The following is a 24,195-nucleotide window of genomic DNA, read 5'->3' as shown; positions in this document are numbered from 1 at the left end:
CAGCATTGTGAGGACCTCATGGGCTCCGTCATCAAGAAGCGCCGCAAGCGCATGGCGAAGAAGAAGCACCGCAAGCTGCTTCGCAGGACGCGTCACCAGCGCCGCAACAAGAAGTGACGCCGCCCCCGCCGACCGGCGGGGTACGCAACGAGCCCGGACCCTCCTCGCGAGGGTGCCGGGCTCGACGCGTCTCGGGCGCGGTCGTCGCCGGGCGTGGTCAGTCGCCGGGCGTGGTCAGAGGCCCCGCAGCCGCCGGCTGATCGCGCGCAGCACCAGGCCCGCCACCCAGGCCGCGCCCGCCCACGACGCGGTCTTCATGCCACGGCCGGCCACGCGTCGCCCGCGACCGCGGAACTCCCGGATCGGCCACCCGATGTCCTTGGCGTGCCGGCGCAGCCGCACGTCGGGGTTGATCGGGCAGGGGTGGCCCACCGAGCGCATCATCGGCAGGTCGTTGAGCGAGTCGCCGTAGGCGTACGAGGCGGAGAGGTCGAGGCCCTCCCGGTCGGCCAGCTCCCGCACGGCCGCCCCCTTGGCCTCGCCGTGCATGAGGTCGCCGACCAGCCGGCCCGTGTAGAAGCCGCCCGAGTGCTCCGCGATGGTGCCGAGGCAGCCGGTGGCGCCCAGCCGGCGGGCGATGAGCCCGCCCACCTCGACCGGGGTCGCCGTCACGAGCCAGACCTGGTCGCCCGCGGCCAGGTGCTCGTCGAGCAGGCGCTTGGTGCCCGGGAAGATGCGCAGCTCGAGGACGGTGTCGTAGACCTCCTCGCCGACGGCGGTGATCTCCGCGACCGACCGGCCGGCGATGAGCGACAGGGCCCTGCTGCGCACCGACTCGATCTGGGTGCGCGACTCGCCGAAGAGCAGGTACTTCGCCTGGATGAGCGCGAAGCGCACCAGGTCCATCGTGCCGAAGAAGCGCCGCTGGTACAGGGCGCGGGCGAGGTGGAAGGCGCTGGCCCCGCGGATGATCGTGTTGTCGACGTCGAAGAACGCCGCGGCCCGGGCCGGAGGTTCGGGGGGCACGACGGACGACGGCATGCGGACAACTGTATCGGCGCGGCTACGCTGTGCTCGTGAGCAGGCCGCCAGGATCCGTCGACGTACCTCGGGTCGTGCTGTACACCCGGCAGGGCTGCCACCTGTGCGAGGACGCACGGGTGGTGGTGGCCGAGGTCTGCGCGGCAGCGGGCGAGCAGTGGCGCGAGGTGGACATCGAGGCCGGCACCGACGCCGGGCTCGACAGCAGGGCCGGCGCCGGCGGTACGGCGGGGGACCTGGTGGCGCGATACGGGGACTACGTGCCCGTCGTCGAGGTGGACGGCGTGCAGCAGGGTTTCTGGCGGGTGGACGGCGCGCGGCTCGCGCGACGGCTGGCCGGGTGACCTGGGGAGGAATTCGGACGTGATCGAGCTCGGTGAGGCGACGGTGCCGGCCGCGACGGTGGCGCGGCTGCCCTACTATCTGCGCGCACTGCGCGACCTGGCGGACGCGGGGGTGACGACGACGTCGTCCTCGGAGCTGGCGGAACGGTCCGGCGTGGGGTCGGCGCAGCTGCGCAAGGACCTGTCGTACCTGGGGTCCTTCGGCACGCGCGGCGTGGGCTACGACGTGCAGTCGCTCGCGTCGTACATCGCCGCGGCCCTGGGGCTGGGGTCGGAGCACAAGCTGGCCATCGTCGGCATCGGCAACCTGGGGCACGCCCTGGCGAACTACTCGGGCTACGCCGCGCGCGGCTTCCAGGTGGTGGCGCTGCTCGACGCCGACCCGCAGGTGGTCGGGCGCTCGGCGGCCGGGATCGCGATCGAGCACGTGGACGCGCTCGAGGAGGTGCTCGAGCGGTGCGGCGTGTCGATGGTGGTGCTCGCGACGCCGGGGCCGGTCGCGCAGGGGCTCGCCGAGCGGGTCGTCGCGTGCGGCGTGCGGGAGATCCTCTCCTTCGCGCCGGTGGCCCTGCAGCTGCCCGAGGACGTCGTCGTGCGCTCGGTGGACGTGGCCGGCGAGCTGCAGATCCTCGCGTTCCACGCCGCCGCCCGCGCGGCCACCAACGGCACGCCGAGCGCCCCGCGGTAGCGCGCCGGGACGCCGAGGGGAGACGCGAGGAAGGGACGGACCGCGGGCTGCGGTCCGTCCCTTCCTCGTTCGGTCCGGCCTCTCGGCTCGGCTCCTCGGTCCGGCCGGTCAGTCGGCCTTGATCGCGGAGACGTCGAGGGCGATCTTGACCTTGTCGCCCACCAGGACGCCGCCGGTCTCGAGGGCGGCGTTCCAGGTCAGGCCGAAGTCCTTGCGGGAGATCTCGAGCTCGGCCTCGAAGCCGGCGCGCGGGTTGCCGAACGGGTCGGTGGCGGTGCCGGTGAACTCGGTCGGCAGCTCGACGGTGTTGGTCACGCCGTTGATGGTCAGCTCGCCGACGATGGCGTAGTCCTCACCGTCCGTGGTGACCTTCTGCGAGACGAACGTCCAGGCCGGGTTCTCCTCGGCGTGCCAGAAGTCCGCGCTCTTGAGGTGCGCGTCGCGGTTCTCGTCGCCGGTGTTGACCGAGGTCGCGTCGAGCTCGGCGCGTACGGCCGCCGACTCGAGGTCCTCGCCGACGGTGATGGTCCCGTCCGCGATGCCGATGGTGCCGCGGACCTTGGCGATGCCCGCGTGGCGGACGGAGAAGGACGCGGTGGAGTGGGAGGCGTCGATGGTGTAGGAACCGGCGACGAGGCCAGCGGGAAGCGCGGTCATAGGTATCTCCTCGTTCGGGGACGTGCGGTGCGTGTCGGACCGGAAGTCCAAAATAGTTGAGCCATCAACTATCCGGTCGTGGGTCGTAACGCACCGGTCTCGTAACCTATTCCCGTGCGTACGGAGAAGAAGGTGCGGGACGACGTGGCCGCCGCGGACAGCGCCGGAGCGGGCACCGCCGTGGGCGAGGCCGAACAGGTGCGCTGGCTCGACACGGACCAGCAGTGGGCGTGGCGCCGGTTCCTGGAGGGCACGTCGCGCTTCTTCGAGGCGCTCGGCGACGCGCACGAGGACGACATCCAGGTCTCCCTCGGCGAGTACCACCTGCTGGTCCAGCTCTCCGAGGCGCCCGACTGGACGCTGCGGATGTCGGCGCTCGCCGACTTCCTCGCGCTGTCGCGCAGCCGGCTCACGCACACCGTGGCCCGGATGGAGAAGCGCGGGCTGGTGACACGGCGTCCGGCACCGGGCGACCGACGGGGCGTGCACTGCGTCATGACCGACGCCGGCTACGCGGTGCTCGTCGCCGCGGCCCCTGCGCACGTGACCGCCGTCCGGCGGCTGCTGGTCGACGTGCTGGACGCCGACGAGCTCACCACGCTGGGGCGCGCGATGGCGAAGGTCGCGCACGCGGCCCGGACGGGGGCGTAGCCCCGCCCGGGCGGCGCGGGACGGGCGCGGGGTGAGGCTCGTCACGCCGCGCGGGACGGCCGCTGGACGGGACCTGGGTGCTCCGGCGGTCTGGGACACTGGGAGCCATGGCCACCACCACCGTCCATCTCCTGCGGCATGGCGAGGTCCACAACCCGGGCAGGGTCCTCTACGGGCGCATCCCCGGGTACCGGCTGTCCGACCGCGGCCAGGCGATGGCCGAACGCGTCGCCGAGCACCTGTCGGGCGCCGGCCGTGACGTCGTCGCCGTCGTCGCCTCGCCGCTCCAGCGCGCACAGGAGACCGCGGCACCCGTCGCCCGGGCGTTCGACCTGGACCTCGCCACGGACGAGCGCCTCATCGAGGCGGGCAACCGCTTCGAGGGCAGCACGATCGGGTCGAACCCCGGCCAGCTCGCCCACCCCCGCTACTGGCGGTACCTGTGGAACCCGATGCGCCCGTCCTGGGGAGAGCCGTACGCCGACCAGGTGGCGCGCATGCGCGCGGCCGTCGACGACGCGCGGCGCGCCTACGCCGGGCACGAGGTCGTGCTCGTCAGCCACCAGCTCCCGGTGTGGGTGACGCGCCGGTCGTTCGAGGACCGCGCGCTGGCGCACGACCCGCGCCGCCGCGAGTGCTCCCTGGCCTCCCTCACGTCGCTGCGCTTCGACGACGACCGGTTCGTCGGCCTGCACTACACCGAGCCCGCGGCCGGCCTGCTCGCGGGCGCCGACCCGGTCCCGGGGGCATGATGCGCACCCGGACCCGCCGCGTCGCCGCGGCCGCGCTCGCTGCCCTGGTGGCCGCGCCCCTCCTCGCCGCGTGCGGGCCCGAGGAGTCCGGCGCGGGCGACGTCGTGGGCCAGGGGTTCGTGTCGGGCGACGGCTCGGTCAAGCAGTGGGACCCGGCCGACCGCGAGGACCCGGTGACCGTCGAGGGCACCGCCTTCGAGGGCGACGAGGTGAGCACCGCCGACTGGCTGGGCGACGTCGTCGTCGTCAACACCTGGTACGCCGGGTGCGCCCCGTGCCGGGCCGAGGCGCCCGAGCTCGTCGACCTCGCCAACGAGCGCGAGGCCGACGGCGTGCGGGTGCTCGGCATCAACACCGAGGACGAGGCGGGGGCGGCCGAGGCGTTCCAGCGCACCTTCGAGGTGCCGTACCCGTCGATCGAGGACCGCAGCGGCCAGGTCGTGGCCGGCCTGTCCGGCGTCGTGCCGCTGCAGGCCGTGCCCTCCACCGTCGTGCTGGACGCCGAGGGCCGGGTGGCCGCCCGCGTCATCGGGCAGGCGGACGGCTCCACGCTGGAGGCCATCGTCGACGAGCTCCTCGCCGAGGATGACAGCTCCGAGGGCACCGAGGACGCGTGATGGGTGAGACCTTCGCGACCACGGCGTTCAGCGGCTCGATGCTGCTGGCGCTGCCGGTGGCGCTGATCGCGGGACTCGTGTCGTTCGCGTCGCCGTGCGTGCTGCCGCTGGTGCCGGGCTACGTCGGCTACGTCAGCGGCATGGCGGCGGCGCAGGCCGGGCCGTCGACGGGCGGCGCGACGCGCGCCGCGCCCGGCAGGCGCCGGGTCGTCGCAGGGGTCGGCCTGTTCGTCCTGGGGTTCACCGTCGTCTTCGTGGCGCTCATGGCTGCCGCGGGCGCGCTGGGCGGGTACCTGGTCCGCTGGGAGGACCTGATCATGCGCGTGCTGGGCGTGGTCGTGATCCTGCTGGGGCTCGGCTTCATCGGCATGGTGCCCTTCCTGCAGCGCGAGGCGCGGCTGCACCTGAGCCCGCGGGCCGGCCTGTGGGGCGCGCCGCTGCTCGGCGTCGTCTTCGGCCTCGGCTGGACGCCGTGCATCGGCCCGACGCTCGCGGCGGTGCAGGCGCTCTCGCTCGACGAGGCCTCGGCGGGCCGCGGGATCGCGCTCGGCATCGCGTACTGCCTCGGCCTGGGCGTACCGTTCCTGCTCGTGGCCCTGGGGCTGCAGTCCTCGCAGCGCATGCTCGGCTTCCTGCGCCGCCACCGCCTGGTGATCCAGCGCGCGGGTGGCGGCCTGCTGGTGCTGGTGGGCCTCGCGCTCGTCACCGGCCTGTGGGCGACGTGGACGAGCCAGCTGCAGGGCTGGATCGGCGGATTCGTGACGGTGGTGTGATGAGCGACAAGACGACGTACCGTCCCGAGGGCATCCACGACGCCTTCACCGAGGGCGGGACCCCGGCGGACCGGCCCGCGGACACGGCGGCCCGACGCCCGACGCCCCCGGCGCTGGGCTGGCGCGGGATGCTGCGCTGGACGTGGCGGCAGCTCACGAGCATGCGCGTCGCCCTGATGCTGCTGATGCTGCTCGCCGTCGCCGCCGTGCCGGGGTCCGTGCTGCCGCAGCGCAGCCAGGACCCGGCCGCCGTGCTGGAGTACCTCGGCGACAACCCGACCCTGGGCGAGTGGCTCGACCGGTTCGGCTTCTTCGAGGTGTACAGCTCGGCGTGGTTCTCCGCCATCTACCTGCTGCTGTTCGTCTCGCTGGTCGGCTGCATCGTGCCCCGCACGCTGTCGCACGCGCGGGCGCTGCGCAACCGCCCGCCGAAGACGCCGGTCCGCTTCGGCCGGTTCCCCGCCACCGCGTCGGCGACGACGACCGCGAGCCCGGACGCCGTCGTCGAGGCGGCCGCCACCCACTTGCGCGGCCGGTTCCGCCGGCTGCCCACGTTCCGCGTGGACACCGGCTCCGAGGAGCCGCGGCTGGGCCGCCCCGCCACCCGCACGGTCGCGGCCGAGCGGGGCTACCTCCGCGAGACGGGCAACCTGCTGTTCCACCTGGCCCTGCTCGGCCTGCTGATCTCCGTCGCGCTCGGGCAGCTGCTGCACTACCGCGGCCAGGCGATCGTCACCGAGGGCCGGGGCTTCGCCAACGCCGTCGTGGACTACGACACCTTCGACAAGGGCGCCTGGTTCCAGCCGTCGTCCCTCGTGCCGTTCTCGATGACGCTCGACGACTTCCACTCCGAGTTCGCGTCGGACACGGTCGCGTTCGCGCAGGCCCGCGACTTCACCGCGGACGTCACCGTGACCGAGCCGGACGGCAGCAGCCACCCGGAGGAGATCAAGGTCAACCACCCGCTGACGGTCGACGGCGCCAAGATCTACCTGCAGGGCAACGGGTTCGCCCCGGAGCTCACCGTGACGGACTCCGAGGGCCAGGTCGCCTTCGCCGGCCGGGTGCCGTTCCTGCCCGAGGACCAGATGTACACCTCGCGCGGCGTCGTCAAGGTGCCGGACGTCTCGCCGGGGCAGGAGCAGGTCGGGATGATCGGCTACTTCCTGCCCTCCGCGGTGGTGGAGGAGGACGGCTCCGCGCGCTCCGTCTTCCCGCAGCCGGACAACCCGCTGATGGTGCTCGAGGTGTACCGGGGCGACCTGGGCCTGGACGAGGGCGTGCCGCAGAACGTCTACAACCTCGACACCGCGAACCTCACGCCGTCGGTCGACGAGGACGGCGAGACCATCAAGCTGCTCGTGCGCCCGGGCGAGAGCGTCGAGCTGCCCGACGGGCTCGGGACGGTGGAGCTCGGCGAGGACGTGCCGCGCTACGTGGCGCTCGACCTGCGCCACGACCCGTCGCTGACCTTCGTGCTGACCTTCTCCCTGCTGGCCCTCGGCGGCCTCGCGATCTCGCTCTTCACGCCCCGACGGCGCGTCTGGGTGCGATCATGGGAGACCACCGACGACGACGGTCGTCCGGTGACCCGCGTCGAGCTCGCGGGGCTGGCCCGCGGCGACGACGCCGGGCTGCAGCGCGAGGTCGACGCGGTGCTCGCCGCGATCCTCGGTGAGACCGACCCGGGCCCGGACCCGGGCCAGGACCACAGCTCCACACCACGCCGCACCACCGGCACCACCACCGCCACGGAGGACTGACCATGCAGATCGCCGAGCTGAGCGTGCTGCTCGTCTGGGCTGCCGCCACCGCCCTGACCATCGCGCTCGTCGCGTTCGCGGTCGACCTGGGTCGCCGCACGGAGGAGCGGGTCGAGGCCCGCGCGGAGGCGCACGCCGAGGCGCGCACGCCCGTCGCCGTCGGAGCCGCGTCGTCGTCGGGCCCGGCGCCCGGGGCGCCCGCGGCCGAGCCGGCCGCCCCGCGCCGGCGCGCCGCCGGCATCGCCATGTCGACCACCTGGCTGGGCACGGCCCTGCTGCTGGTCGCGATCGTGCTCCGCGGGCTGGCCGCCGGCCGGACGCCGTGGGCGAACATGTACGAGTTCACGCTGGTGGGCACCTTCATGGCCCTGGCGGTCTTCCTCGGGCTGAACGTGCGCCGGGACGTGCGGTTCCTCGGGCCGTTCGTCGCCGGCCTGTCGGTGCTGTTCCTCGTGCTCGGGCTCAACGTGTTCTACGTGGCGGCCACCGGCGTCCAGCCCGCCCTGCAGAACTACTGGCTCGTCATCCACGTCGGCGTGGCGATCAGCGCGACGGGCATCTTCACCGTGGCGTTCGTGGCGTCCGTGCTGCAGCTGCTGCGCGACAGCCGCGACTCCGGCGCGCCGTACCTGCAGCGCCCCGGCTTCCGCTGGCTCGACCGCGTGCCGGCCCCCATGTCGCTGGAGGCGCTGTCGTTCCGGCTCAACGCCGTGGCGTTCGTGCTGTGGACCTTCACGATCATCGGCGGCGCCATCTGGGCCGAGCACGCCTGGGGCCGCTACTGGGGCTGGGACCCCAAGGAGGTCTGGAGCTTCGTCGTGTGGGTCGTCTACGCCGCGTACCTGCACGCCCGCACGACGCGCGGCTGGGACGGGCGCCGGGCGGCGTGGTTCGTCGTCGTCGGCTACGCGTGCGTGCTGTTCAACTTCACCGGCGTGAACCTCATCTTCAACGGCAAGCACTCGTACTCGGGCCTCGACGCGGGCACCACCGCCGGCTGACGGCTCACGGCGGCGGTACGACAACGGCGACGGTCCCGGGGCGGGACCGTCGCCGTCGTCGTGGTCGGCCGGACGCCGGCGTCAGGGGCTGGTGCCGTTGGTGCCGTTGCCGTCGTCCGGGCGCGGGCTGCCGGAGCCGCGCTCGCGGCGACGCCGGTCCTGCTCGAGCTTCCACAGGAAGTCGGGGTCGTCGTCGGGGGCGATGGGGCCGGACGGGCGTCGCGGCCCGCCGCCCGGGCGACCGGGCCGACCCGACCCGCCACGGCTGCCCGGGGCGCGCCGGCTCGAGTGCTTCACGACGATCCACGCCAGCGCGCCGAACACCGGCAGCAGCACGATGATCACGACCCACAGCCACCGCGGCAGGCCCCCGCGGTCCTCCTCCTTCGACGCGGAGAGATCGAGGAGCGCGTACAGGGCGAGCCCCAGCACGAGGAGCGGCAGGACCACACGGACGAACATGCCCCCAGCCTATTCCGCCGGCGGGGGAGCCCAGGAATCGCGCCTATTCTTGACGGGTGCCCCTCGTGAAGTACTCCGCCTGGCGGATCCTGTTGTTCGTCGGCGCTCTCGGCGCCGGCTACCTCCTCGGCCTGCGCAGCTGGCTGCTGCTGCTCGTGGCCCTGATCGTGGCGTTCGCCGTCTCGTACCTGGCACTGTCCGGGCCGCGGGACGCCGCCGCCCGCTGGCTCGCGGAGCGCGCCGAGCGGCGCAAGGCGGCGCCCCGGGTCACCAAGGACGCCGACTCCGACTTCGAGGACTCGGTCGTCGACCAGGAGCCCCGGGGGTCGAAGGACGGCGACTGACCTTCCGGCGACCGGCCCTCCTCAGAGCGCGAGGCCGAGGCCGAGCAGCGCGCCGTAGGCGAGCTCGAACATCCCCGTCCCGGCGAGGACGGGCACCAGCAGGCGCCCCTGGGCGCCGGCGACCACGGGCACCACGAGCAGCCAGGCGGGCAGCAGCAGGAGCATGACCAGCAGCGCCCACGGCGCCCAGGCCGCGCACACCATGGCGAGGACCACGGGCACCAGGATGCAGGCGGCGTACGCGCGCCGTGCCCGGTGGTCGCCCATCCGCACGGCGAGCGTGCGCTTGCCCGCGACCACGTCGGTGGGGATGTCGCGCACGTTGTTGATCATGAGCAGCCCGCAGGCGATGAGCCCCACCCCGACGGCGCCGAGCACGGACGGCCAGGTGACGCGGTCGGCCTGCGTGTACGTGGTGCCGAGGGTCGCGACCAGCCCGAAGAAGACGAAGACCCCGACCTCTCCGAGGCCCGCGTACCCGTACGGGTGCTTGCCGCCGGTGTAGAACCAGGCGGCCAGCACGCACACGACACCCACGGCCAGCAGCCACCAGTGGCCGCTCACGGCGCACAGCGCGAGCCCGAGCACGCCCGCGACACCGAACGAGCCGAACGCGGCCGCCTTCACCCGCCCGGGCGGGGCGGCGCCGGAGGCCGTGAGCCGCATCGGGCCCACGCGGTCGAGGTCGGTGCCGCGCACGCCGTCGGAGTAGTCGTTCGCGTAGTTGACGCCCACCTGCAGGGCGAGCGCGACGCCGAGCGCGAGCACGGCGGGCAGCCAGCCGAACGCGTCGACCTGTGCGGCGGCGCCGGAGCCGATCAGGACCGGCGCGGCCGCCGCGGGCAGCGTCCGGGGTCGGGCGCCGGCGACCCACTCGCTCGTCGTGGCCATGGTCCTCCGTCGTGTCGTGCGGGCGGTCTCGTGCGAGCGGGTCAGGCGTGCGCCTCGTGCTCGCGGACGAGGGCGACGACGCCGCTGCGGTCCACCTTGCCGGGCCCGCGCAGGGGGAGCGCGGGCGTGCGGTACACGCGGCGGGGCGCGGACGGCGGGCCCAGCCTAGTCCTGGCGGCGGCCCGCACCTGCGCCAGCTCCTCCTCACCGAGGGCGCGGATCCCTCCCCGCCTCGAGTTGTCAGAACCAGGCGCCGGTATACCCGCACGTCGTTCTGACAACTCGCCCGGGGTCGAGGTGGTGACGACGGCGACGAGCGCCTGCCCCCACTCGGGGTCGGGGACGCCGACGACGCACGCCTCCCCGCCGAGCAGCTCGCCCAGCAGCGCCTCCACCGGGGCGGGGGCGACGTTCTGGCCGCCGGTGACGACGACGTCGTCGGCCCGGCCGAGCACCCGGAGCGTGCCGTCGGCGTCCAGCCGGCCGAGGTCGCTGGTGCGGAACCACCGGGCGCCGTCGCCGCCCGCCGGCGGGGCATCCGCGGCGGGCTCGGTCCGGAACGCGGCGGCCGTCGCGGCGTCGTCGCCGACGTACCCGGTGGCGAGCACGGGCCCGCCGAGCTCGACCACCCCGACCCCCGCACCCACCCCCGCGTCGGGGGAGGCCGCGTCGGGGGAGGCGAGGCGCACCCGCACGCCGCGCAGGGGGACGCCGTCGTACACGCACCCCCCGGCGGTCTCCGACATCCCGTAGGTCCGCACGACGCGGACGCCGGCGTCGCGGGCCTGCTGCAGCAGGCGCGGCGGCGTCGCGGCGCCGCCGAGCAGGACGCCCGCGCAGCGGGCCAGCGCGCGCAGCCCGCGCGGGGCGCCGTCGTCCGCCGCGGCCACCAGCCGGTGCAGCTGGGTGGGCACCAGCGACGCGTACACCGGGTCGTCGCCGTGGCGCAGCGCGGGCTCGAGCAGGTCCGCGAAGCCGTCGGGGGTGAACGTGCCGGGGCCCCCGGCCGCCGTGAGCGGCGTGCCGGCGAGCACCGAGCGCACCACGACCTGCAGCCCCGCGACGTGCGTCGGCGGCAGCGTGAGCACCCAGCGCCCCGGCCCGCCGAGGCGCTCGTGGGTCGCGGTGGCCGACGCGCGCAGCGCCGCCGCCGACAGGGCGACCTCCTTCGGCACCCCGGTCGACCCCGAGGTGCGGACCACGAGGGCGGTGCCCGCGGGGAGCGGGGCCGCGGTGACGCGCGGCAGCGGGACGACGGCGGGGCCGCCGTCGAGCGCCCTGCGCACGGCGGCGGTCAGGTCGGGGACGTGGGGGGTGTCGGGCTGCACCGGCCCAGGGTAGGCACGCCCGCCGGGCCGGGATGCTGCAGGGTTGCCGCCGGGTACGGGGCACCTCGTATCGTGGGCGGCTCCGGCCGGACGCGCGGTCCGTCGCCGGGCGAGCCAGTCGAGGAGGACCTGATGCCCGCACCGCACGCCCGTCGTGCCGCCCGTCGTGGCACCCTGCGCGCGCGCGGAGCCGTCGCCGTGGCGGCGGCGCTCGCCCTGCTCGCGACGGCGGGGTGCAGCCCGGGGGCCGACCAGGCCCCCACCGTGACGGTCGCGCCCGACCCGGCGGTGCCGAAGTCTGCGCCCCCCGAGCCGGTGCCCCCGCCGAAGCCCAAGCCGAAGCCCGTGGTGTGGCCGCTGACCGGAGGGAAGACCGGGACGAAGAAGGTGCCGCGCCGCGCGTCGGTCGCGGTGAAGATCGAGAACTCGCCCGTGTCGCGACCGCACACCGGGCTGCACCGCGCGGACATCGTGTGGGAGCAGGTGGTCGAGGGCGGCATCAGCCGGTTCGTCGCCGTCTACCACTCGGACCTGCCGAAGGCCGTGGGCCCGGTCCGGTCCGTGCGCCCCATGGACCCGGCGATCGTGGCGCCGATGCGCGGGATCCTGGCCTACACCGGCGGGCAGCCGCCGTTCATCCGCGCGGTGACCGAGGCCAACGTGCAGTCGGTCCTCATGGACCGGGGGTCGCCCGGGTTCCACCGCAGCGGCGCCCGGCTCGCGCCCCACAACGTGTACGGGAACGTTCGCACCTTCGCCGCGCAGGCGGGCAAGGGCCGTGCCAAGCCGCCGGCGGCGCAGTTCCACTACGCCCGCTCCTACGGGAAGGGGTCCACGTCCGAGGGGCGCAAGGTCAGGACCGCCGACGTGCGCCTCTCCGCCGCGCAGCGCACCGTCTGGACCTGGAGCGCCACCGCGAAGAAGTACGCCCGCAGCGACGGCGGCACGCCGTCCGTCTCGTCGGGCAGGCGGGTGGCGGCGCGCAACGTGCTGCTGATGTCCACCCGGGTGGTCAACACCGGCTACCGCGACCCGGGCGGCGCGCCCGTGCCGAAGACCCAGATGGTCGGCAAGGGCAAGGGGGTGCTGCTCTCCGCCGGCCGGGCGATCCCCGTGACCTGGAAGAAGAAGAGCGAGCGCGAGCCGGTGCGGCTGCGCACGGGCGGCGGCGACCCGGTGCTCCTGAACCCCGGCAACCTGTGGGTCGAGCTCGTGCCACGCGGGGACGGGTCGTGGCGGCTGCCGTGAGGGTACGCGTCGTAGGGTGAGCACGAACGTGAGCCAGCCCACACCCGCACGGGAGGCGCGATGCCCCGCACGACCCCGATCCGCAGCCGGCCCGCGGCGGCCTGCGTCGCCGTCGTCGTCCTCGCGCTGACGGCCTGCACCTCCGGCGGCGACCCTGAGCCCACCGTGACGCCGTCGGCGGACAAGAGCGGGCCGCCCGCGCCCGACGAGGTGCCGGCGTGGCCGCTCACCGGGGTCCCGTCCGACGACGTCGCGCAGCGCCCCGCCCTCGCGGTGAAGGTCGAGAACGCCCCCGAGGCTCGCCCGCAGACCGGGCTGGAGGCGGCGGACATCGTCTGGGAGGAGGTCGTGGAGGGCGGCATCACCCGGTTCGTGGCGGTGTACCACTCGACGATCCCGGACACGGTGGAGCCGGTGCGCTCGGTGCGGCCCATGGACCCGGCGATCGTGGCCCCGCTGGACGGCATCCTCGCCTACTCGGGCGCGCAGCCCCCGTTCATCGAGGCGGTCGAGAAGTCGGGCACCCAGTCCGTGATCATGGACCGCGGCGACGCCGGCTTCAGCCGGGACCCGGAGCGGTCCGCGCCGCACAACGTGATCGGCGACATGCACGCCTTCCTCGACCAGGCCGACGACGAGCGCACCGCGCCGCCGCCCGCCCAGTTCGCCTACGCCGACGAGGCCGGCGAGGGCACCGCCGCGACGGACGGGAAGAAGGCCGGCACGTTCGACGTCGAGCTGAGCCCGGCGCAGCGCAGCGTCTGGGACTGGTCCGGCAAGCAGGACGCCTGGCTGCGCAGCGACGGGTCCACGGAGGCGGTCTCGACCTCGGGGGACCGGCTGGCCGCGGCCAACGTGCTGGCGCTCTCGGCCGACGTGGTCGACACCCGGTACAAGGACCCGTCCGGCGCGCCCGTGCCGGAGACGAAGCTGGTCGGCTCCGGCAAGGGCGTGCTCGCCTCCGGCGGGAAGGTCGTCGCGGTGGAGTGGTCCAAGAAGGACGTGGCGTCGCCGGTCGAGCTCACCCGGGGCGGGGAGCCCGTCGAGCTCGACCCCGGCAGCACCTGGGTCGAGCTGGTGCCGAAGAAGTCCGGGAGCTGGACGACGCGCTGAGCGTGCCCGCTCAGAAGGCGTACGGGAACGCCGACCAGTCGGGGTCGCGCTTGGCGAGGAAGGCGTCGCGTCCCTCGACGGCCTCGTCGGTCAGGTAGGCCAGGCGCGTCGCCTCCCCGGCGAACACCTGCTGGCCCATCAGGCCGTCGTCGGCGAGGTTGAACGCGAACTTCAGCATCCGCACCGCCTGCGGGGACTTGCCCGCGACGGTCCGCGCGTACTCGATCGCGAGCCCCTCGAGGTCGTCGTGCTCGGCGACCTCGTTGACCGCGCCCCACCGCTCGGCGTCGTCGGCCGAGTACTCGCGGGCGAGGAAGAAGATCTCGCGGGCCCGCTTCTGGCCGACCTGCCGGGCCAGGTACGCCGACCCGTAGCCGCCGTCGAACGAACCCACGTCGGCGTCGGTCTGCTTGAACCTCCCGTGCTCGCGGCAGGCGATCGTCAGGTCGGCGACCACGTGCAGCGAGTGTCCGCCGCCCGCGGCCCAGCCGTCCACCACGGCCACGACGACCTTCGGCATGGTGCGGATCAGCCGCTGCACCTCGAGGATGTGCAGCCTCCCGGCCCGCGCGGGGTCGACGGCGTCCGCGGTCTCGCCGGCGCCCCCGCCGTCGTCGGCCGTCGTGTACTGGTAGCCCGACCGCCCGCGGATGCGCTGGTCGCCGCCGGAGCAGAACGCCCACCCGCCGTCCTTGGCCGACGGGCCGTTGCCCGTGAGCAGGACGGTGCCGACGTCGGACGTCATGCGGGCGTGGTCGAGCACGCGGTACAGCTCGTCGACCGTGTGCGGGCGGAACGCGTTGCGCACCTGGGGGCGGTCGAACGCCACGCGCACGACGGGCAGGTCGCGCACGACCCGGCCGGCGCCGTCGCGCTCGACGCCCCGGTGGTAGGTCATGTCGGTGAGGTCGTCGAAACCTGCGACGTCACGCCAGCGGACGGGGTCGAACGTCTCGGACACGGGCCGGGGAAGCGTTGCGCTGCTCACGCCGTCACCCTAGTTCGTCGACCGGTCCGTCGACTGCTTCGTCGACCCGGTGCCAGGCCGAGCACCAGGCCCAGGCCGACGACGAGCGCGCCGGCGACGGCGTGCGGGCTCGCCGTCTCGGCGCCGAGGGCCAGCGACGCCGCGAGCGCCGCGACGGGCACCAGCCCGGCGAACAGGCCGGCGCGGGCGGGGCCGACGCGGGCGAGGCCGGTGTACCAGAGCAGGAACGCGACCGCGGTGAGGACGACGGAGAGGTAGGCCAGCGCCACGAGCTCGCCGCCGTCCGGCACGGCGAGGAACGGTCCCGGCGCGAGCAGGCCGAGCAGCACCAGCTGCGGGACGGCCGCGCAGCACGCGTACGCCGACACGCGCAGCGGCCCGAGCGTCGGCAGCAGCGGCACGGCGAGCAGCGAGAACGCCGCCTCGCACGCGAGCGCCCCGACCGCGAGCACCAGGCCGAGCGGGTCGGCCGACCCGAGGCCCTCGACGAGCACCACCCCGGCCGTCACGACGACCGCCGCCGCGAGGGTCCGGAGGGCCAGGTGGCGCTCGCGCACGGCCTGCGTGACGGCGAGCACCACGGGCGTGGCGCCCACCACCGCACCGACGAGGGAGGGGTCGGCGCGAGAGGTGGCGAGCACGACGAGCACGCTGAACCCGGTCAGCCCCGTCGCGGCCAGGGCGGTGAGGCGCCCGGCCTGGCGCAGGCTCGGCAGGACGAGGCGCTCTCGCCGCCACACCATGACGGCGAGCAGGCACAGCGCGGCGACCGCGTACCGCACCGCCTGCCCGCCCGCCAGGGGGTAGTCGACGAGTGCCGCGGAGGCGGTGAACGACGCGCCGACGAGCGCCATCGCGGCGGCGCAGAGGACGTACGCGGCTTCCGGTGGTCGAGCCTGTCGAACCCGGGGTGAGGTCGGGTAGCCGGGGTCGACGGCGCGTGTCGTGGACGTCATGCCGACGACGCTACGAGCGGGCTGGACCGGTGGGCAGGGCCAGTTCGCTCCTGGTTCACTGGGCCAGATGAGGACGAGCGTGTCGGTGCGCGGCCGGAAGGGGAGCGTGACGCGATGAGGCGGCTGCAGCCGGAGGACCTGCTCCTCGTGCTGGGTGCCCGCCCGCGGGCCGAGGTCGGAGCCTGGCTGCGCGACGGCCTCCGGGACGCCGTCGCGGCGGGTCGGCTGGAGGCGGGCGCGACGCTGCCGTCGTCGCGGTCGGCGGCGGCGGGCCTGGGCGTCGCGCGGGGCACCGTGGCGGCGGCGGTCGACGAGCTCGTGGGAGAGGGGGTGCTCGAGAGCCGCCCGCGCTCGGGCGTCGTCGTCGCCGACCTCGACCGGCGCCCGCGGGGGACGGCGCCCGGGCCCGCCCGCCCCGGCGCCGCGGCGGAGCGTCCGGCCAGCGTCGGGGCACCCGACCCGGCGCTCTTCCCGCGCGCCGCCTGGGCGCGCGCCGTGCGGGACGCGATGCGCGAGCTGCCCGACGCCGAGCTGGGCTACCCGGACCCGCAGGGGCTGCTCGGGCTGCGCGAGGCGCTCGCCGCCCACCTGCGGACCGCGCGCGCCGCCCCGGTCGAGGCCGAGGACGTGGTGGTCGTGAGCGGCGTGGCGCAGGGGCTGGCGCTGCTCGGCGAGGTGCTCGCCGGCGGGCTGGGCGGCCGGCGGGTGGTCGTCGAGGACCCCGCGTCGCCCGGCGTCGTCGGGCAGCTGCGCGGCGCCGGGCTGGAGGTCGTCCCGGTGCCGGTCGACGGCCGCGGGCTCCGGACCGACGCCCTGCCCGACGCCGCGGCGGCCGTGGTGACGCCCGCCCACCAGTTCCCGCTGGGCGTCGTGCTGGCCCCGGACCGCCGGCGCGAGCTGGTCGCCTGGGCCCGGGACGGCGGCCGCCTGCTGCTGGAGGACGACTACGACGCCGAGCTCCGGTACGACCGGCAGCCGGTCGGCGCACTGCGGGGCCTGGACCCGGACCACGTCGCGCTGCTCGGCTCGGTGTCCAAGCTGCTGTCCCCGGCGCTGCGGCTGGGCTGGGTGGTCGCGCCGGCCGGGGTGCGGGAGGCGCTCGTCGACACCAAGCGCCGCGCCGACCTCGGCTGCTCGGTGCCGGAGCAGGCCGCGTTCGCCCGGCTGATCGCCGACGGCGCGTACGCGCGGCACCTGCGCCGCGCCCGCCTGGAGTACAGGCGCCGCCGGGGGGTGCTGCTCGACGCGATCGCGCGCGCCGCGCCGCACCTCCCCGTCGAGGGCGTCGCCGCGGGCCTGCACCTCGTCGTGCGGCTGCCGGACGGCGACGGCGAGGCGCGGGCGGTGTCCGCGCTGCGCGCCGCCGGCATCCCGGCCGAGCCGCTGTCCAGCACGTCGGCGCACCCCGCGACCTGGGGCGTCGTCGTCGGCGCGGCCCGCGTGCAGGGGGCGCCCGTCCCGCGCGTCGTCGAGATCCTGCGGTCGGCCGCGGAGGGCGCCGCCGGTCGTGTGTAGCTTGCTTCACATCGAGAGTGAAGTGTGCTTCACTCGTCGTCATGCTGACCCGCGTGACGCGCACCCTGGTGGCGACAGCCGTGATCCTGGCCGCGGTGGGTGGCCTGCTCGGTGCGGTCCTCGGCCGTGACCCGGGCGCCGGCGGTCTCGACGGCGCGCTGCTGGGGCTCGCGGTCGCCTTGGCGGTCGGGGTGCACCTGCTCGTGCGGTCCGCGGCCGGCCGGGGCGTCGAGGCGTCGTCGCCAGAGGCGGCCGAGGACTCCGTCGAGCGCCGGGTCTGGGTGGCGGCCAGCTCCGCGACGTTCGTCGACGCCGTGAGCGTTCTGGTCCTGGTCGCGTTGCTGGGGCTGTGGGCCGAGGGCCCGTTGCTCCGCTGGCTACCGCTCGCCGGCCTCGCCGTCGTCCTGGCCGACCTCGGGGTCCGCGTGCGGCGCGGGTGGCGCCGGCAGGTGGGCGACGGTGCGTAGCCGGGTACGGGAGCTGCGCTCGGCCGCGGGCCTGACGCAGGCGGACCTGGCCGCACGGGTCGCGGTGTCGCGGCGCACGATCATCTCGATCGAGCAGGGCCGCTTCGACCCCAGCCTCCCGCTGGCGTTCCGCCTCGCGCGGGCGCTCGGCACCCGCGTGGACGAGCTGTTCATCCCCGACGACGACGGTGACCAGGCCGTCGACGTCCGATCCGACGAAGGAGTGGCCTGATGGCGTTGCTGGTGGTGGCGATGGTGCTTGCGGTCGGGGTGTGGCTGATGACCGTGGCGGCGGCCCGCGGGCGCATCGGCGCCAACGGCGCGATCGGCATCCGCACGCCCGCCACCCAGCGCTCACAGGAAGCCTGGGTCGCGGCTCACCGTGCGGCGTTGCCGCTGGTGACCTGGGGCGGTCTGGCGGTCGTGGTCGCTGCCCTCGTCGTGGTGCTCGGTGGGTTCCTCGAGCCCACCGCGCTCGAGATGGTGGGCATCACCCTGGTCCTGGCGGAGGGCGTCCTCGCCGTGATCGCCGGCGTCGTCGCTCACCGTGCGGCTGCGCGGGTGCCCTCGCCGTGAGCGGTGCGCCGGACTCGCGAGGCCCCGTCCCCGCCGAACTGTTCACCGCGCCCACGCCGGGAGGGATGCGGGGCCTCGGCGTCGGCATCGCTGTGGTCGAGGCTGTCGCGATCGGCTGGGCGGTGACGGCGCTGCGCGGCGACCCCGGGCTCCTGGTCGCCACGCTCGTACCGATCGCCGTCGGGGCGCTCGTCGCCTGGGCGCTCATGGTCTGCCGGATCTCGGTCACGGTCGCGGACGACTTCGCGGTCTTCGCGTTCCGCCCGCTGCACCGGGCCGTCGTCGAGACCGCGGAGATCGAGTCCGTCGAGCTCGTGGACCGGGTGGACCCGGCCCGCCTCGGCGGCGTCGGGCTGCGCCGGATGCCGGGCAAGGTCACGGGTCTCCTGTGGGGGCCCGGACCCGGGGTCGAGGTCCGCACGTCGCGCGGCGCGCGGATCGTGGTGGCGGTCCCCGCCGCCCGCGAGCTGCACGACGCGCTGTCCGCGGCCCGGGTGCGGCACGCCACCGACTGACCGCCGCGCGCCCCTACTCGGTGTCGCGGTCGGGGTCGCGGCCGGTCCCGTCGGCGGTCTCCGCGCGGGCGGCCGTCACGTCGCCAGGAAGGTCGACCTCGTCGGGCACGTCGACGCCCTCGGGCGTGATCGGCCGGTCGGCGGGCTCGACCGCGAGCGCGAACTCGTCCCCGTGCTCGGTGACGCCGGCGATGACCGCCTGCTTGACGGCCTCCCGGGCGTACTTCTGCCGGACGATCATCGGGTCGGAGTTGAGGTCCCGGGTCAGCGAGACCATCAGCAGCACCATCACGACCACGAACGGCAGGGCGACCAGGATGGTGAGGTTCTGGAGCCCGGTGAGCGCGTCGTTCCCGCCCACGAGCAGCATCACCGCGGCGACCGCACCCGTCGCGACACCCCAGAAGATGACGTTGGGACGACTCGGTTCGGCGCTGCCGCGCTGCGACAGCGTGCCCATGACGATGGAGGCGGCGTCCGCGCCGGAGACGAAGAAGATCCCGACCAGGATCATCACGATCACGGTGGTGAGCGACTGCCACGGGTACTCGCCGAGCATCCCGAACAGCTGCGCCTCCGTCTCCCCGGCGCCGGCGATGTCGGTGCCGCCCTTCTGGAGGAAGATGCTCGCGCCACCGAAGACGCAGAACCACACGACGGTGACCAGGCTCGGCACCAGGAGGACACCGCCGACGAACTGGCGGATCGTCCGGCCGCGGGAGATCCGGGCGATGAACATGCCGACGAAGGGCGTCCAGGAGATCCACCAGGCCCAGTAGAAGACGGTCCACTGCGCCAGCCAGTCGCTGGTGGAGACACCGCCGGGGGTGGTGGAGCTGTCGGCGCCGGTCCGGGCCGCCATCATCGCCAGGTCCTGGACGTAGGTGCCGATCGAGTTCGGGATGAGGTTCAGGATGAACACCGTCGGCCCGACCACGAAGACGAACACCGCCAGCGCCAGGGCCAGCACCATGTTGATGTTCGACAGCCACTGGATGCCGCGGGCGACGCCCGAGACCGCCGAGAGCACGAAGCAGGCCGTGAGCACCGCGATGATCACGACCAGGACGCCGTTGCCGACGTCGCCGGCCCAGCCGACGACCTGCAGGCCGCTCTTGATCTGCAGCGCACCCAGCCCGAGCGAGGCGGCCGACCCGAACAGCGTCGCGAAGATCGCGAGCATGTCGATGACCTTCCCGACCGGGCCGTGCGCACGCCGGCCCAGCAGCGGCTCGAACACCGAGGAGATCAGCTGCTTGCGGCCCTTGCGGTAGGCGCTGTAGGCGATCGCCAGCCCGACCACGGCGTAGATCGCCCAGGGGTGCAACGTCCAGTGGAACATCGTGGTGGACATCGCGTGCTGGACGGCCTCGGGGTTGCCGGCGTCGACGGTGCCCGGCGGCGGGTCCACGTAGTGGGCGAGCGGCTCGGCGACCCCCCAGAAGATCAGCCCGATGCCCATACCGGCGGAGAACATCATCGCCACCCAGGACACCGTGCGGAACTCGGGCGCCTCGCCGTCGGCACCGAGGGGGATGGCGCCGAACTTGCTGATCGCCAGCCACAGGCTGTACACGACGAACAGGCTGGCGGTCAGCACGAAGAGCCAGCCCATGTTCGTGGTCACCCAGCCCAGGGCCGTGCTGGAGGCGCTGGCCAGGCCGTCGGTGTCGACGAAGCCCCAGACGAGGAAGGCGACGGCCACGGCAGCGGTGACCCCGAAGACGGTCCAGTCCACCGGGCTGCGCCGGTGCTCGTCGACCCCGATCGGGTAGTCCAGGGCCGGGTGTGGCACCACCTCGGCGGTGGGCGACCTGAGCGCGCGCCCGACCCTGTCGGCCGCGTCGTGCGCGTGCCGCCGCGCGCCACGCTGTTCGACCTTGCCCGATTGCTCGTTCACTGCGTGACCCCGTCCGTGTCTTTGACGTCAGCTCCTCGTGACCCAGGTGGGACGGGGACCGACGGTCTCGCACCCGGCCCCCCTGTGCAAACGCTGTGGACCACCCGCACGTCGCGGGCAAGCCCGGGCGACGGCACGCCCGGCGCCGTTCCCGCCCGAACGGCGGGTGCGGGCGCACGATGAAGGCATGACCACGCCAGCAGCCGGCGACGAGGTGGTGGACCCGGAGGACGTCGCGCACGAGATCTTCGTGTACGACGCGGAGACGGTCCGCCGCGCCGCCCAGCGCCTCGGCGGCCGGCCGGCGCCCAGCCCGCTCGCGTACGAGCCGGACCTCACCGAGTTCGTCGACTGAAGCGGAACCGCCGACTCAGTCGACAAGAGAATGCTCTGAGCCGGCGGCCCGAGCGCGGCCGGTACCCGAGGGTGGAGGAGCGGCGCATGGGTGCAGCAGTCGGCCAGTCGCTGCCCGTCGCGGTGGGCGTGCTCATCAGCCCGCTGCCGATCGTGGCGGTGGTGCTCATGGTCGTCAGCCGGCGTGCGAAGGCCGACGCGGCCGCCTTCCTCGCCGGGCGGTCAGGGCGCCGGGGCAGAACAACGCCGTGATCATGGCGGTCCTGCTGCTGGTCATCGGCGCCAAGATGATCGGCGACGGCGTCTCCACGATCTGACCCGGGCGCGGCCTAGGCTGAGGGCGTGTCGTCACCGCAGCCCTCGATGCTCGCACCCCTGGTCTGGTCGACCCCGCTGCGCTCGCGCTTCCGCGGCCTCGACGTCCGCGACGGCGTCCTGCTGCGGGGCGACGCGGGCTGGGGCGAGCTCTCGCCGTTCTGGGACTACGACGACGCGGAGTCGGTGACCTGGCTCCGCGCGGCCCGGGAGGCGGCGGACGTCGGGTTCCCCGACCCGGTGCGCGAGCGGGTGCCCGTCAACGTGACCGTGCCCGCGGTCGGTCCGCAGCGGGCGCGCGAGATCGTCCTCCGCTCCGGGGGCTGCCGCACCGCCAAGGTCAAGGTGGCCCAGCGCGGGCCCGCGCGCCAGGGACGACCGGGCGAGGTCGAGCCGCTGGCCGCCGAGGCGGAGCGGGTCGCGGCGGTGCGGGCGGCGTTCGACGAGCTGTACGGGCCGGGCACCGGCGCGGTCCGGGTGGACGCCAACGGGGCGTGGACGCTCACCGAGGCACTGGCCCGCATCCCCGTGCTGGACGCCGAGGCGCGCGGGCTGGAGTACGTCGAGCAGCCGTGCGCGACCGTCGCCGAGCTGGCCGCCGTGCGCCGCGGGCTGTCCGTGGCCGTGCCCGTGGCCGCCGACGAGTCCATCCGGCGTGCCGCCGACCCGCTGCGGGTGGTGCGCGAGGACGCCGCCGACGTCGTCGTGCTCAAGGTGCAGCCCCTCGGCGGCGTGCGCGCGTGCCTCGAGCTCGCCGAGCAGGTGGGGCTGCCCGTGGTGGTGTCGTCGGCGCTGGAGTCGTCCGTGGGGCTCGCCGCCGGCGTCGCGCTGGCCGCCGCCCTGCCCGACCTGCCGTACGCGTGCGGCCTGGCGACGGCCCAGCTCCTGGAGCGCGACGTCGTCGCCGACCCGCTGCTGCCCACCGACGGTGCCCTCGACGTGCGCCGCCGGGAGCCCGACGCCGAGGCGTGCGCCGCCGCCGCCCCCGACGAGGGGACCCGGGACCGGTGGCTCGCCCGGCACGGGCGGCTGACGGCGCTGCTGGCGCAGGTGCCCGCATGAGCGCCGGGGTGCCGCCGTCGGTCGCGGCGGCGCGGGCGCTCGTCGTCGACCTCGCCGGGCGGGGCGTGCGCGACGTCGTGCTCGCCCCCGGCTCCCGCTCCGCCCCGCTCGCGTACGCGCTGGCCGAGGCCGCGGACGCGGGGCGCCTCACCCTCCACGTGCGCGTCGACGAGCGGTCGGCAGGGTTCCTCGCGCTCGGCCTGGCCCGCGCGAGCGAGCCGGTCGACGGCGGCCCGGGCGACGGCCCGGTCCACCTGCCGCGGCCCGTCGCCGTCGTCACGACCTCCGGCACCGCCGTCGCGAACCTGCACCCGGCGGTGCTCGAGGCCCACCACGCCGGCGTGCCGCTGGTGCTGCTCACCGCCGACCGCCCGCACGAGCTGCGCGGCACCGGCGCCTCCCAGACCACCGACCAGGTGGGGATCTTCGGCCCGGCGGTGCGGTACGCCGTCGACGTGCCCGCCCCCGACGGGCGCGAGGGTGAGCTGCGCGACCTGCTCGCCACGACCGGCCGGGCGCTCGCCGCCGCGCAGGGGCTGCGCGACCGCCACCCCGGCCCCGTGCACGTGAACCTCGCGTTCCGCGACCCGCTGCACCCGGCCGCCGTGCTCGAGCCGCCGCCGCCGCAGGAGACGTGGCCCGACGGGTTCCGGCGCACCGTCGTGGTCCCGCCCGCCCCCGGGCCGGGCGCCGACCCCGCCCTGGGCGGCGACCCGGCCCGGACGCTCGTCGTCGCGGGCGACGGCGCCGGCCCCGGCGCCCGCACGATCGCCGAGGCGCAGGGCTGGCCGCTGCTCGCCGAACCGTCGTCCGGCGCCTGCGGCGGCCCGAACGCGGTCGCGGCCTACCGCTGCGTGCTGGCGGTCGACGAGCTGACCCGCGACGTCGAGCAGGTCGTCGTCCTCGGCCGGCCGACGCTGTCGCGGCCGGTGCAGCGCCTGCTCGGCCGGCCCGACGTCACGGTGACCGTCGTCGCGCCCGGCGGGGGGCCGTGGCCGGACGCCGCGCGCCACGCCGAGCGGGTCGTGACGTCCCTGGCCGAGAGCTGGTCCGCGCCGGCGCCGCACGAGGGCTCCCCGGGCGGCGGGCCCGGGGAGTTCCTCGCCCGCTGGCGTGCCGCCGGCCGGGCCGCGGCGGCCGTCGTCGACGAGGCCACGGCCGACGACGCCGTCGCGGGCGAGCTCGTCGACGCCGCGCACGCACCGCTGGCCGTGGCGCGCGCCGTGGCCTCCGTGCTCGGCCCGAACGACCTCCTGGTCGTGGGCTCCTCCAACCCCGTGCGCGACCTGGACCTGGTGCTCGGGCTCGACCACCCGCAGGCCGGCGACCTGCCCGACGTCGTCGCGAACCGGGGCCTGGCCGGCATCGACGGCACCGTGTCGACCGCGTTGGGCGTCGCGCACTCCGCGGCCCGCCTCGGCCGGCGCACGCGGGCGCTCGTCGGCGACCTCACCTTCCTGCACGACGTCGGCGGGCTGCTGCGCGGACCCGACGAGCCGTCCGTGGACCTGGAGATCGTCGTCGTGAACGACGACGGCGGGTCGATCTTCGCGACGCTGGAGCACGGCGAGCTGGCCGCGGCCTCGCCGGCCGGGGCGAGCACCTTCGAGCGGGTCTTCGGCACGCCGCACGGCGCCACCCTCGCGCAGCTGTGCGCCGGCTACGGCGTCGACCACCAGCTGGTGGGCGATGTCGGCTCGCTGCGGCACGCGCTGCAGGCGCCCTCGCGCGGGGTGCAGGTGATCGAGGTGCGCGTGCCGCGCGCCGACCGGCTCGCCGAGACGCGCGACCTCGCCGGCCGGGTCGCCGCCGCGGTGCGCGCTGCCCTGTGACCTGCCCTGTGACCTGCCCTGTGACCTGACCTGTGACCTGAC

General features: G+C 75.2%; 29 protein-coding genes. 21 read left to right on the top strand and 8 right to left on the bottom strand.

Annotated features, from left to right (window positions below):
* Window positions 1-18 precede the first annotated feature (18 nt).
* On the top strand, window positions 19-117 hold the full coding sequence (locus IEW03_RS18605) for a 30S ribosomal protein bS22 (protein WP_012085056.1): 99 nt from the start codon (window positions 19-21) through the stop codon (window positions 115-117).
* 117 nt (window positions 118-234) lie between these two features.
* Here the strand turns inward: IEW03_RS18605 and IEW03_RS18600 are convergent, their stop codons facing one another.
* Window positions 235-1,041, bottom strand: a complete 807-nt coding sequence (locus IEW03_RS18600) for an HAD family hydrolase (protein ID WP_188525206.1) — start codon at window positions 1,039-1,041, stop codon at window positions 235-237.
* Window positions 1,042-1,076: 35 nt separating this feature from the next.
* On the opposite strand from IEW03_RS18600, the gene IEW03_RS18595 reads away from it, so the two are divergent.
* Complete coding sequence (locus tag IEW03_RS18595; RefSeq protein WP_229738427.1) at window positions 1,077-1,385, top strand: glutaredoxin family protein; 309 nt, start codon at window positions 1,077-1,079, stop codon at window positions 1,383-1,385.
* 19 nt (window positions 1,386-1,404) lie between these two features.
* Window positions 1,405-2,073, top strand: a complete 669-nt coding sequence (locus tag IEW03_RS18590; protein ID WP_188525205.1) for a redox-sensing transcriptional repressor Rex — start codon at window positions 1,405-1,407, stop codon at window positions 2,071-2,073.
* Between the two features lie 108 nt (window positions 2,074-2,181).
* Here the strand turns inward: IEW03_RS18590 and IEW03_RS18585 are convergent, their stop codons facing one another.
* On the bottom strand, window positions 2,182-2,730 hold the full coding sequence (locus IEW03_RS18585) for a YceI family protein (protein ID WP_188525204.1): 549 nt from the start codon (window positions 2,728-2,730) through the stop codon (window positions 2,182-2,184).
* 114 nt (window positions 2,731-2,844) lie between these two features.
* Between IEW03_RS18585 and IEW03_RS18580 the strand changes: the two genes are divergently transcribed.
* The 6 genes from IEW03_RS18580 to ccsB all read left to right on the top strand — a co-directional run bounded on the left by IEW03_RS18580 (window position 2,845) and on the right by ccsB (window position 8,287).
* The gene (locus tag IEW03_RS18580) at window positions 2,845-3,381 is read left to right on the top strand and encodes a MarR family winged helix-turn-helix transcriptional regulator (protein ID WP_308808257.1); all 537 of its coding nucleotides are present in this window, start codon (window positions 2,845-2,847) and stop codon (window positions 3,379-3,381) included.
* A gap of 107 nt (window positions 3,382-3,488) precedes the next feature.
* Entirely contained in the window at window positions 3,489-4,133 is a 645-nt protein-coding gene (locus IEW03_RS18575) for a histidine phosphatase family protein (protein ID WP_188525203.1), read from the top strand.
* Window positions 4,130-4,750 carry a TlpA family protein disulfide reductase gene (locus IEW03_RS18570; protein WP_308808256.1) on the top strand — a complete coding sequence of 207 codons (621 nt, stop codon included), beginning with the start codon at window positions 4,130-4,132 and terminating at the stop codon, window positions 4,748-4,750. The genes IEW03_RS18575 and IEW03_RS18570 overlap by 4 nt, the downstream gene beginning before the upstream one ends.
* Window positions 4,750-5,523, top strand: a complete 774-nt coding sequence (locus IEW03_RS18565) for a cytochrome c biogenesis CcdA family protein (RefSeq protein WP_188525202.1) — start codon at window positions 4,750-4,752, stop codon at window positions 5,521-5,523. The genes IEW03_RS18570 and IEW03_RS18565 overlap by 1 nt, the downstream gene beginning before the upstream one ends.
* On the top strand, window positions 5,523-7,286 hold the full coding sequence (gene resB, locus IEW03_RS18560; protein WP_188525201.1) for a cytochrome c biogenesis protein ResB: 1,764 nt from the start codon (window positions 5,523-5,525) through the stop codon (window positions 7,284-7,286). Before IEW03_RS18565 ends, resB begins: the two co-directional genes overlap by 1 nt.
* A 2-nt stretch (window positions 7,287-7,288) precedes the next feature.
* On the top strand, window positions 7,289-8,287 hold the full coding sequence (gene ccsB, locus IEW03_RS18555; RefSeq protein ID WP_188525200.1) for a c-type cytochrome biogenesis protein CcsB: 999 nt from the start codon (window positions 7,289-7,291) through the stop codon (window positions 8,285-8,287).
* A gap of 81 nt (window positions 8,288-8,368) precedes the next feature.
* Here ccsB and IEW03_RS18550 read toward each other — a convergent pair whose 3' ends face one another.
* A complete protein-coding gene (locus IEW03_RS18550; RefSeq protein WP_188525199.1) occupies window positions 8,369-8,749 on the bottom strand; it encodes a PLD nuclease N-terminal domain-containing protein in 381 nt (126 codons plus the stop codon).
* A gap of 56 nt (window positions 8,750-8,805) precedes the next feature.
* Here IEW03_RS18550 and IEW03_RS18545 point away from each other — a divergent pair, with 56 nt between their 5' ends.
* Window positions 8,806-9,093 carry a DUF4229 domain-containing protein gene (locus IEW03_RS18545; RefSeq protein WP_188525198.1) on the top strand — a complete coding sequence of 96 codons (288 nt, stop codon included), beginning with the start codon at window positions 8,806-8,808 and terminating at the stop codon, window positions 9,091-9,093.
* A 21-nt stretch (window positions 9,094-9,114) separates the two neighbouring features.
* Here IEW03_RS18545 and IEW03_RS18540 read toward each other — a convergent pair whose 3' ends face one another.
* Together IEW03_RS18540 and IEW03_RS18535 are read right to left on the bottom strand one after the other, a co-directional pair.
* The gene (locus tag IEW03_RS18540; RefSeq protein ID WP_188525197.1) at window positions 9,115-9,984 is read right to left on the bottom strand and encodes a 1,4-dihydroxy-2-naphthoate polyprenyltransferase; all 870 of its coding nucleotides are present in this window, start codon (window positions 9,982-9,984) and stop codon (window positions 9,115-9,117) included.
* 41 nt (window positions 9,985-10,025) lie between these two features.
* The gene (locus tag IEW03_RS18535; RefSeq protein WP_188525196.1) at window positions 10,026-11,312 is read right to left on the bottom strand and encodes an AMP-binding protein; all 1,287 of its coding nucleotides are present in this window, start codon (window positions 11,310-11,312) and stop codon (window positions 10,026-10,028) included.
* A 132-nt stretch (window positions 11,313-11,444) separates the two neighbouring features.
* Between IEW03_RS18535 and IEW03_RS18530 the strand changes: the two genes are divergently transcribed.
* Both IEW03_RS18530 and IEW03_RS18525 read left to right on the top strand, forming a co-directional pair.
* Window positions 11,445-12,560: a DUF3048 domain-containing protein gene (locus tag IEW03_RS18530; protein WP_188525195.1), complete on the top strand. Its 1,116-nt coding sequence runs from the start codon at window positions 11,445-11,447 to the stop codon at window positions 12,558-12,560.
* Window positions 12,561-12,620: 60 nt separating this feature from the next.
* Window positions 12,621-13,673, top strand: coding sequence for a DUF3048 domain-containing protein (locus IEW03_RS18525; RefSeq protein ID WP_188525194.1), 1,053 nt, complete (start codon window positions 12,621-12,623; stop codon window positions 13,671-13,673).
* 10 nt (window positions 13,674-13,683) lie between these two features.
* Here IEW03_RS18525 and IEW03_RS18520 read toward each other — a convergent pair whose 3' ends face one another.
* Together IEW03_RS18520 and IEW03_RS18515 are read right to left on the bottom strand one after the other, a co-directional pair.
* Window positions 13,684-14,661: a 1,4-dihydroxy-2-naphthoyl-CoA synthase gene (locus IEW03_RS18520; protein ID WP_188525193.1), complete on the bottom strand. Its 978-nt coding sequence runs from the start codon at window positions 14,659-14,661 to the stop codon at window positions 13,684-13,686.
* Complete coding sequence (locus IEW03_RS18515; protein ID WP_229738426.1) at window positions 14,658-15,617, bottom strand: DMT family transporter; 960 nt, start codon at window positions 15,615-15,617, stop codon at window positions 14,658-14,660. Before IEW03_RS18515 ends, IEW03_RS18520 begins: the two co-directional genes overlap by 4 nt.
* A gap of 114 nt (window positions 15,618-15,731) precedes the next feature.
* Between IEW03_RS18515 and pdxR the strand changes: the two genes are divergently transcribed.
* The 5 genes from pdxR to IEW03_RS18490 are packed head-to-tail and all read left to right on the top strand — an operon-like array spanning window position 15,732 to window position 18,690.
* Window positions 15,732-17,132: a MocR-like pyridoxine biosynthesis transcription factor PdxR gene (pdxR, locus tag IEW03_RS18510; protein WP_188525192.1), complete on the top strand. Its 1,401-nt coding sequence runs from the start codon at window positions 15,732-15,734 to the stop codon at window positions 17,130-17,132.
* Window positions 17,133-17,185: 53 nt separating this feature from the next.
* A complete protein-coding gene (locus IEW03_RS18505) occupies window positions 17,186-17,599 on the top strand; it encodes a hypothetical protein (protein WP_188525191.1) in 414 nt (137 codons plus the stop codon).
* Window positions 17,592-17,831, top strand: a complete 240-nt coding sequence (locus IEW03_RS18500; protein WP_188525190.1) for a helix-turn-helix transcriptional regulator — start codon at window positions 17,592-17,594, stop codon at window positions 17,829-17,831. The genes IEW03_RS18505 and IEW03_RS18500 overlap by 8 nt, the downstream gene beginning before the upstream one ends.
* On the top strand, window positions 17,831-18,175 hold the full coding sequence (locus tag IEW03_RS18495) for an SdpI family protein (protein WP_188525189.1): 345 nt from the start codon (window positions 17,831-17,833) through the stop codon (window positions 18,173-18,175). Before IEW03_RS18500 ends, IEW03_RS18495 begins: the two co-directional genes overlap by 1 nt.
* Complete coding sequence (locus IEW03_RS18490) at window positions 18,172-18,690, top strand: hypothetical protein (RefSeq protein WP_188525188.1); 519 nt, start codon at window positions 18,172-18,174, stop codon at window positions 18,688-18,690. The genes IEW03_RS18495 and IEW03_RS18490 overlap by 4 nt, the downstream gene beginning before the upstream one ends.
* Before the next feature lie 13 nt (window positions 18,691-18,703).
* On the opposite strand, the gene IEW03_RS18485 is transcribed toward IEW03_RS18490, so the two are convergent.
* Complete coding sequence (locus IEW03_RS18485) at window positions 18,704-20,488, bottom strand: BCCT family transporter (protein ID WP_371870641.1); 1,785 nt, start codon at window positions 20,486-20,488, stop codon at window positions 18,704-18,706.
* 289 nt (window positions 20,489-20,777) lie between these two features.
* On the opposite strand from IEW03_RS18485, the gene IEW03_RS18480 reads away from it, so the two are divergent.
* The 4 genes from IEW03_RS18480 to menD all read left to right on the top strand — a co-directional run bounded on the left by IEW03_RS18480 (window position 20,778) and on the right by menD (window position 24,153).
* Entirely contained in the window at window positions 20,778-20,945 is a 168-nt protein-coding gene (locus IEW03_RS18480) for a hypothetical protein (RefSeq protein WP_188525186.1), read from the top strand.
* An 86-nt stretch (window positions 20,946-21,031) separates the two neighbouring features.
* Window positions 21,032-21,196, top strand: a complete 165-nt coding sequence (locus tag IEW03_RS18475) for a hypothetical protein (RefSeq protein ID WP_188525185.1) — start codon at window positions 21,032-21,034, stop codon at window positions 21,194-21,196.
* Window positions 21,197-21,307: 111 nt separating this feature from the next.
* Window positions 21,308-22,321, top strand: a complete 1,014-nt coding sequence (locus IEW03_RS18470) for an o-succinylbenzoate synthase (protein WP_188525219.1) — start codon at window positions 21,308-21,310, stop codon at window positions 22,319-22,321.
* Window positions 22,318-24,153, top strand: coding sequence for a 2-succinyl-5-enolpyruvyl-6-hydroxy-3-cyclohexene-1-carboxylic-acid synthase (gene menD / locus IEW03_RS18465; RefSeq protein ID WP_188525184.1), 1,836 nt, complete (start codon window positions 22,318-22,320; stop codon window positions 24,151-24,153). Before IEW03_RS18470 ends, menD begins: the two co-directional genes overlap by 4 nt.
* Window positions 24,154-24,195 lie beyond the last annotated feature (42 nt).

Source organism: Isoptericola cucumis (assembly GCF_014635665.1).
GTDB lineage: Bacteria > Actinomycetota > Actinomycetes > Actinomycetales > Cellulomonadaceae > Isoptericola > Isoptericola cucumis.
Note: the sequence above shows the minus strand (reverse complement) of the source record. Positions and strands in the feature narration are given on the sequence as shown.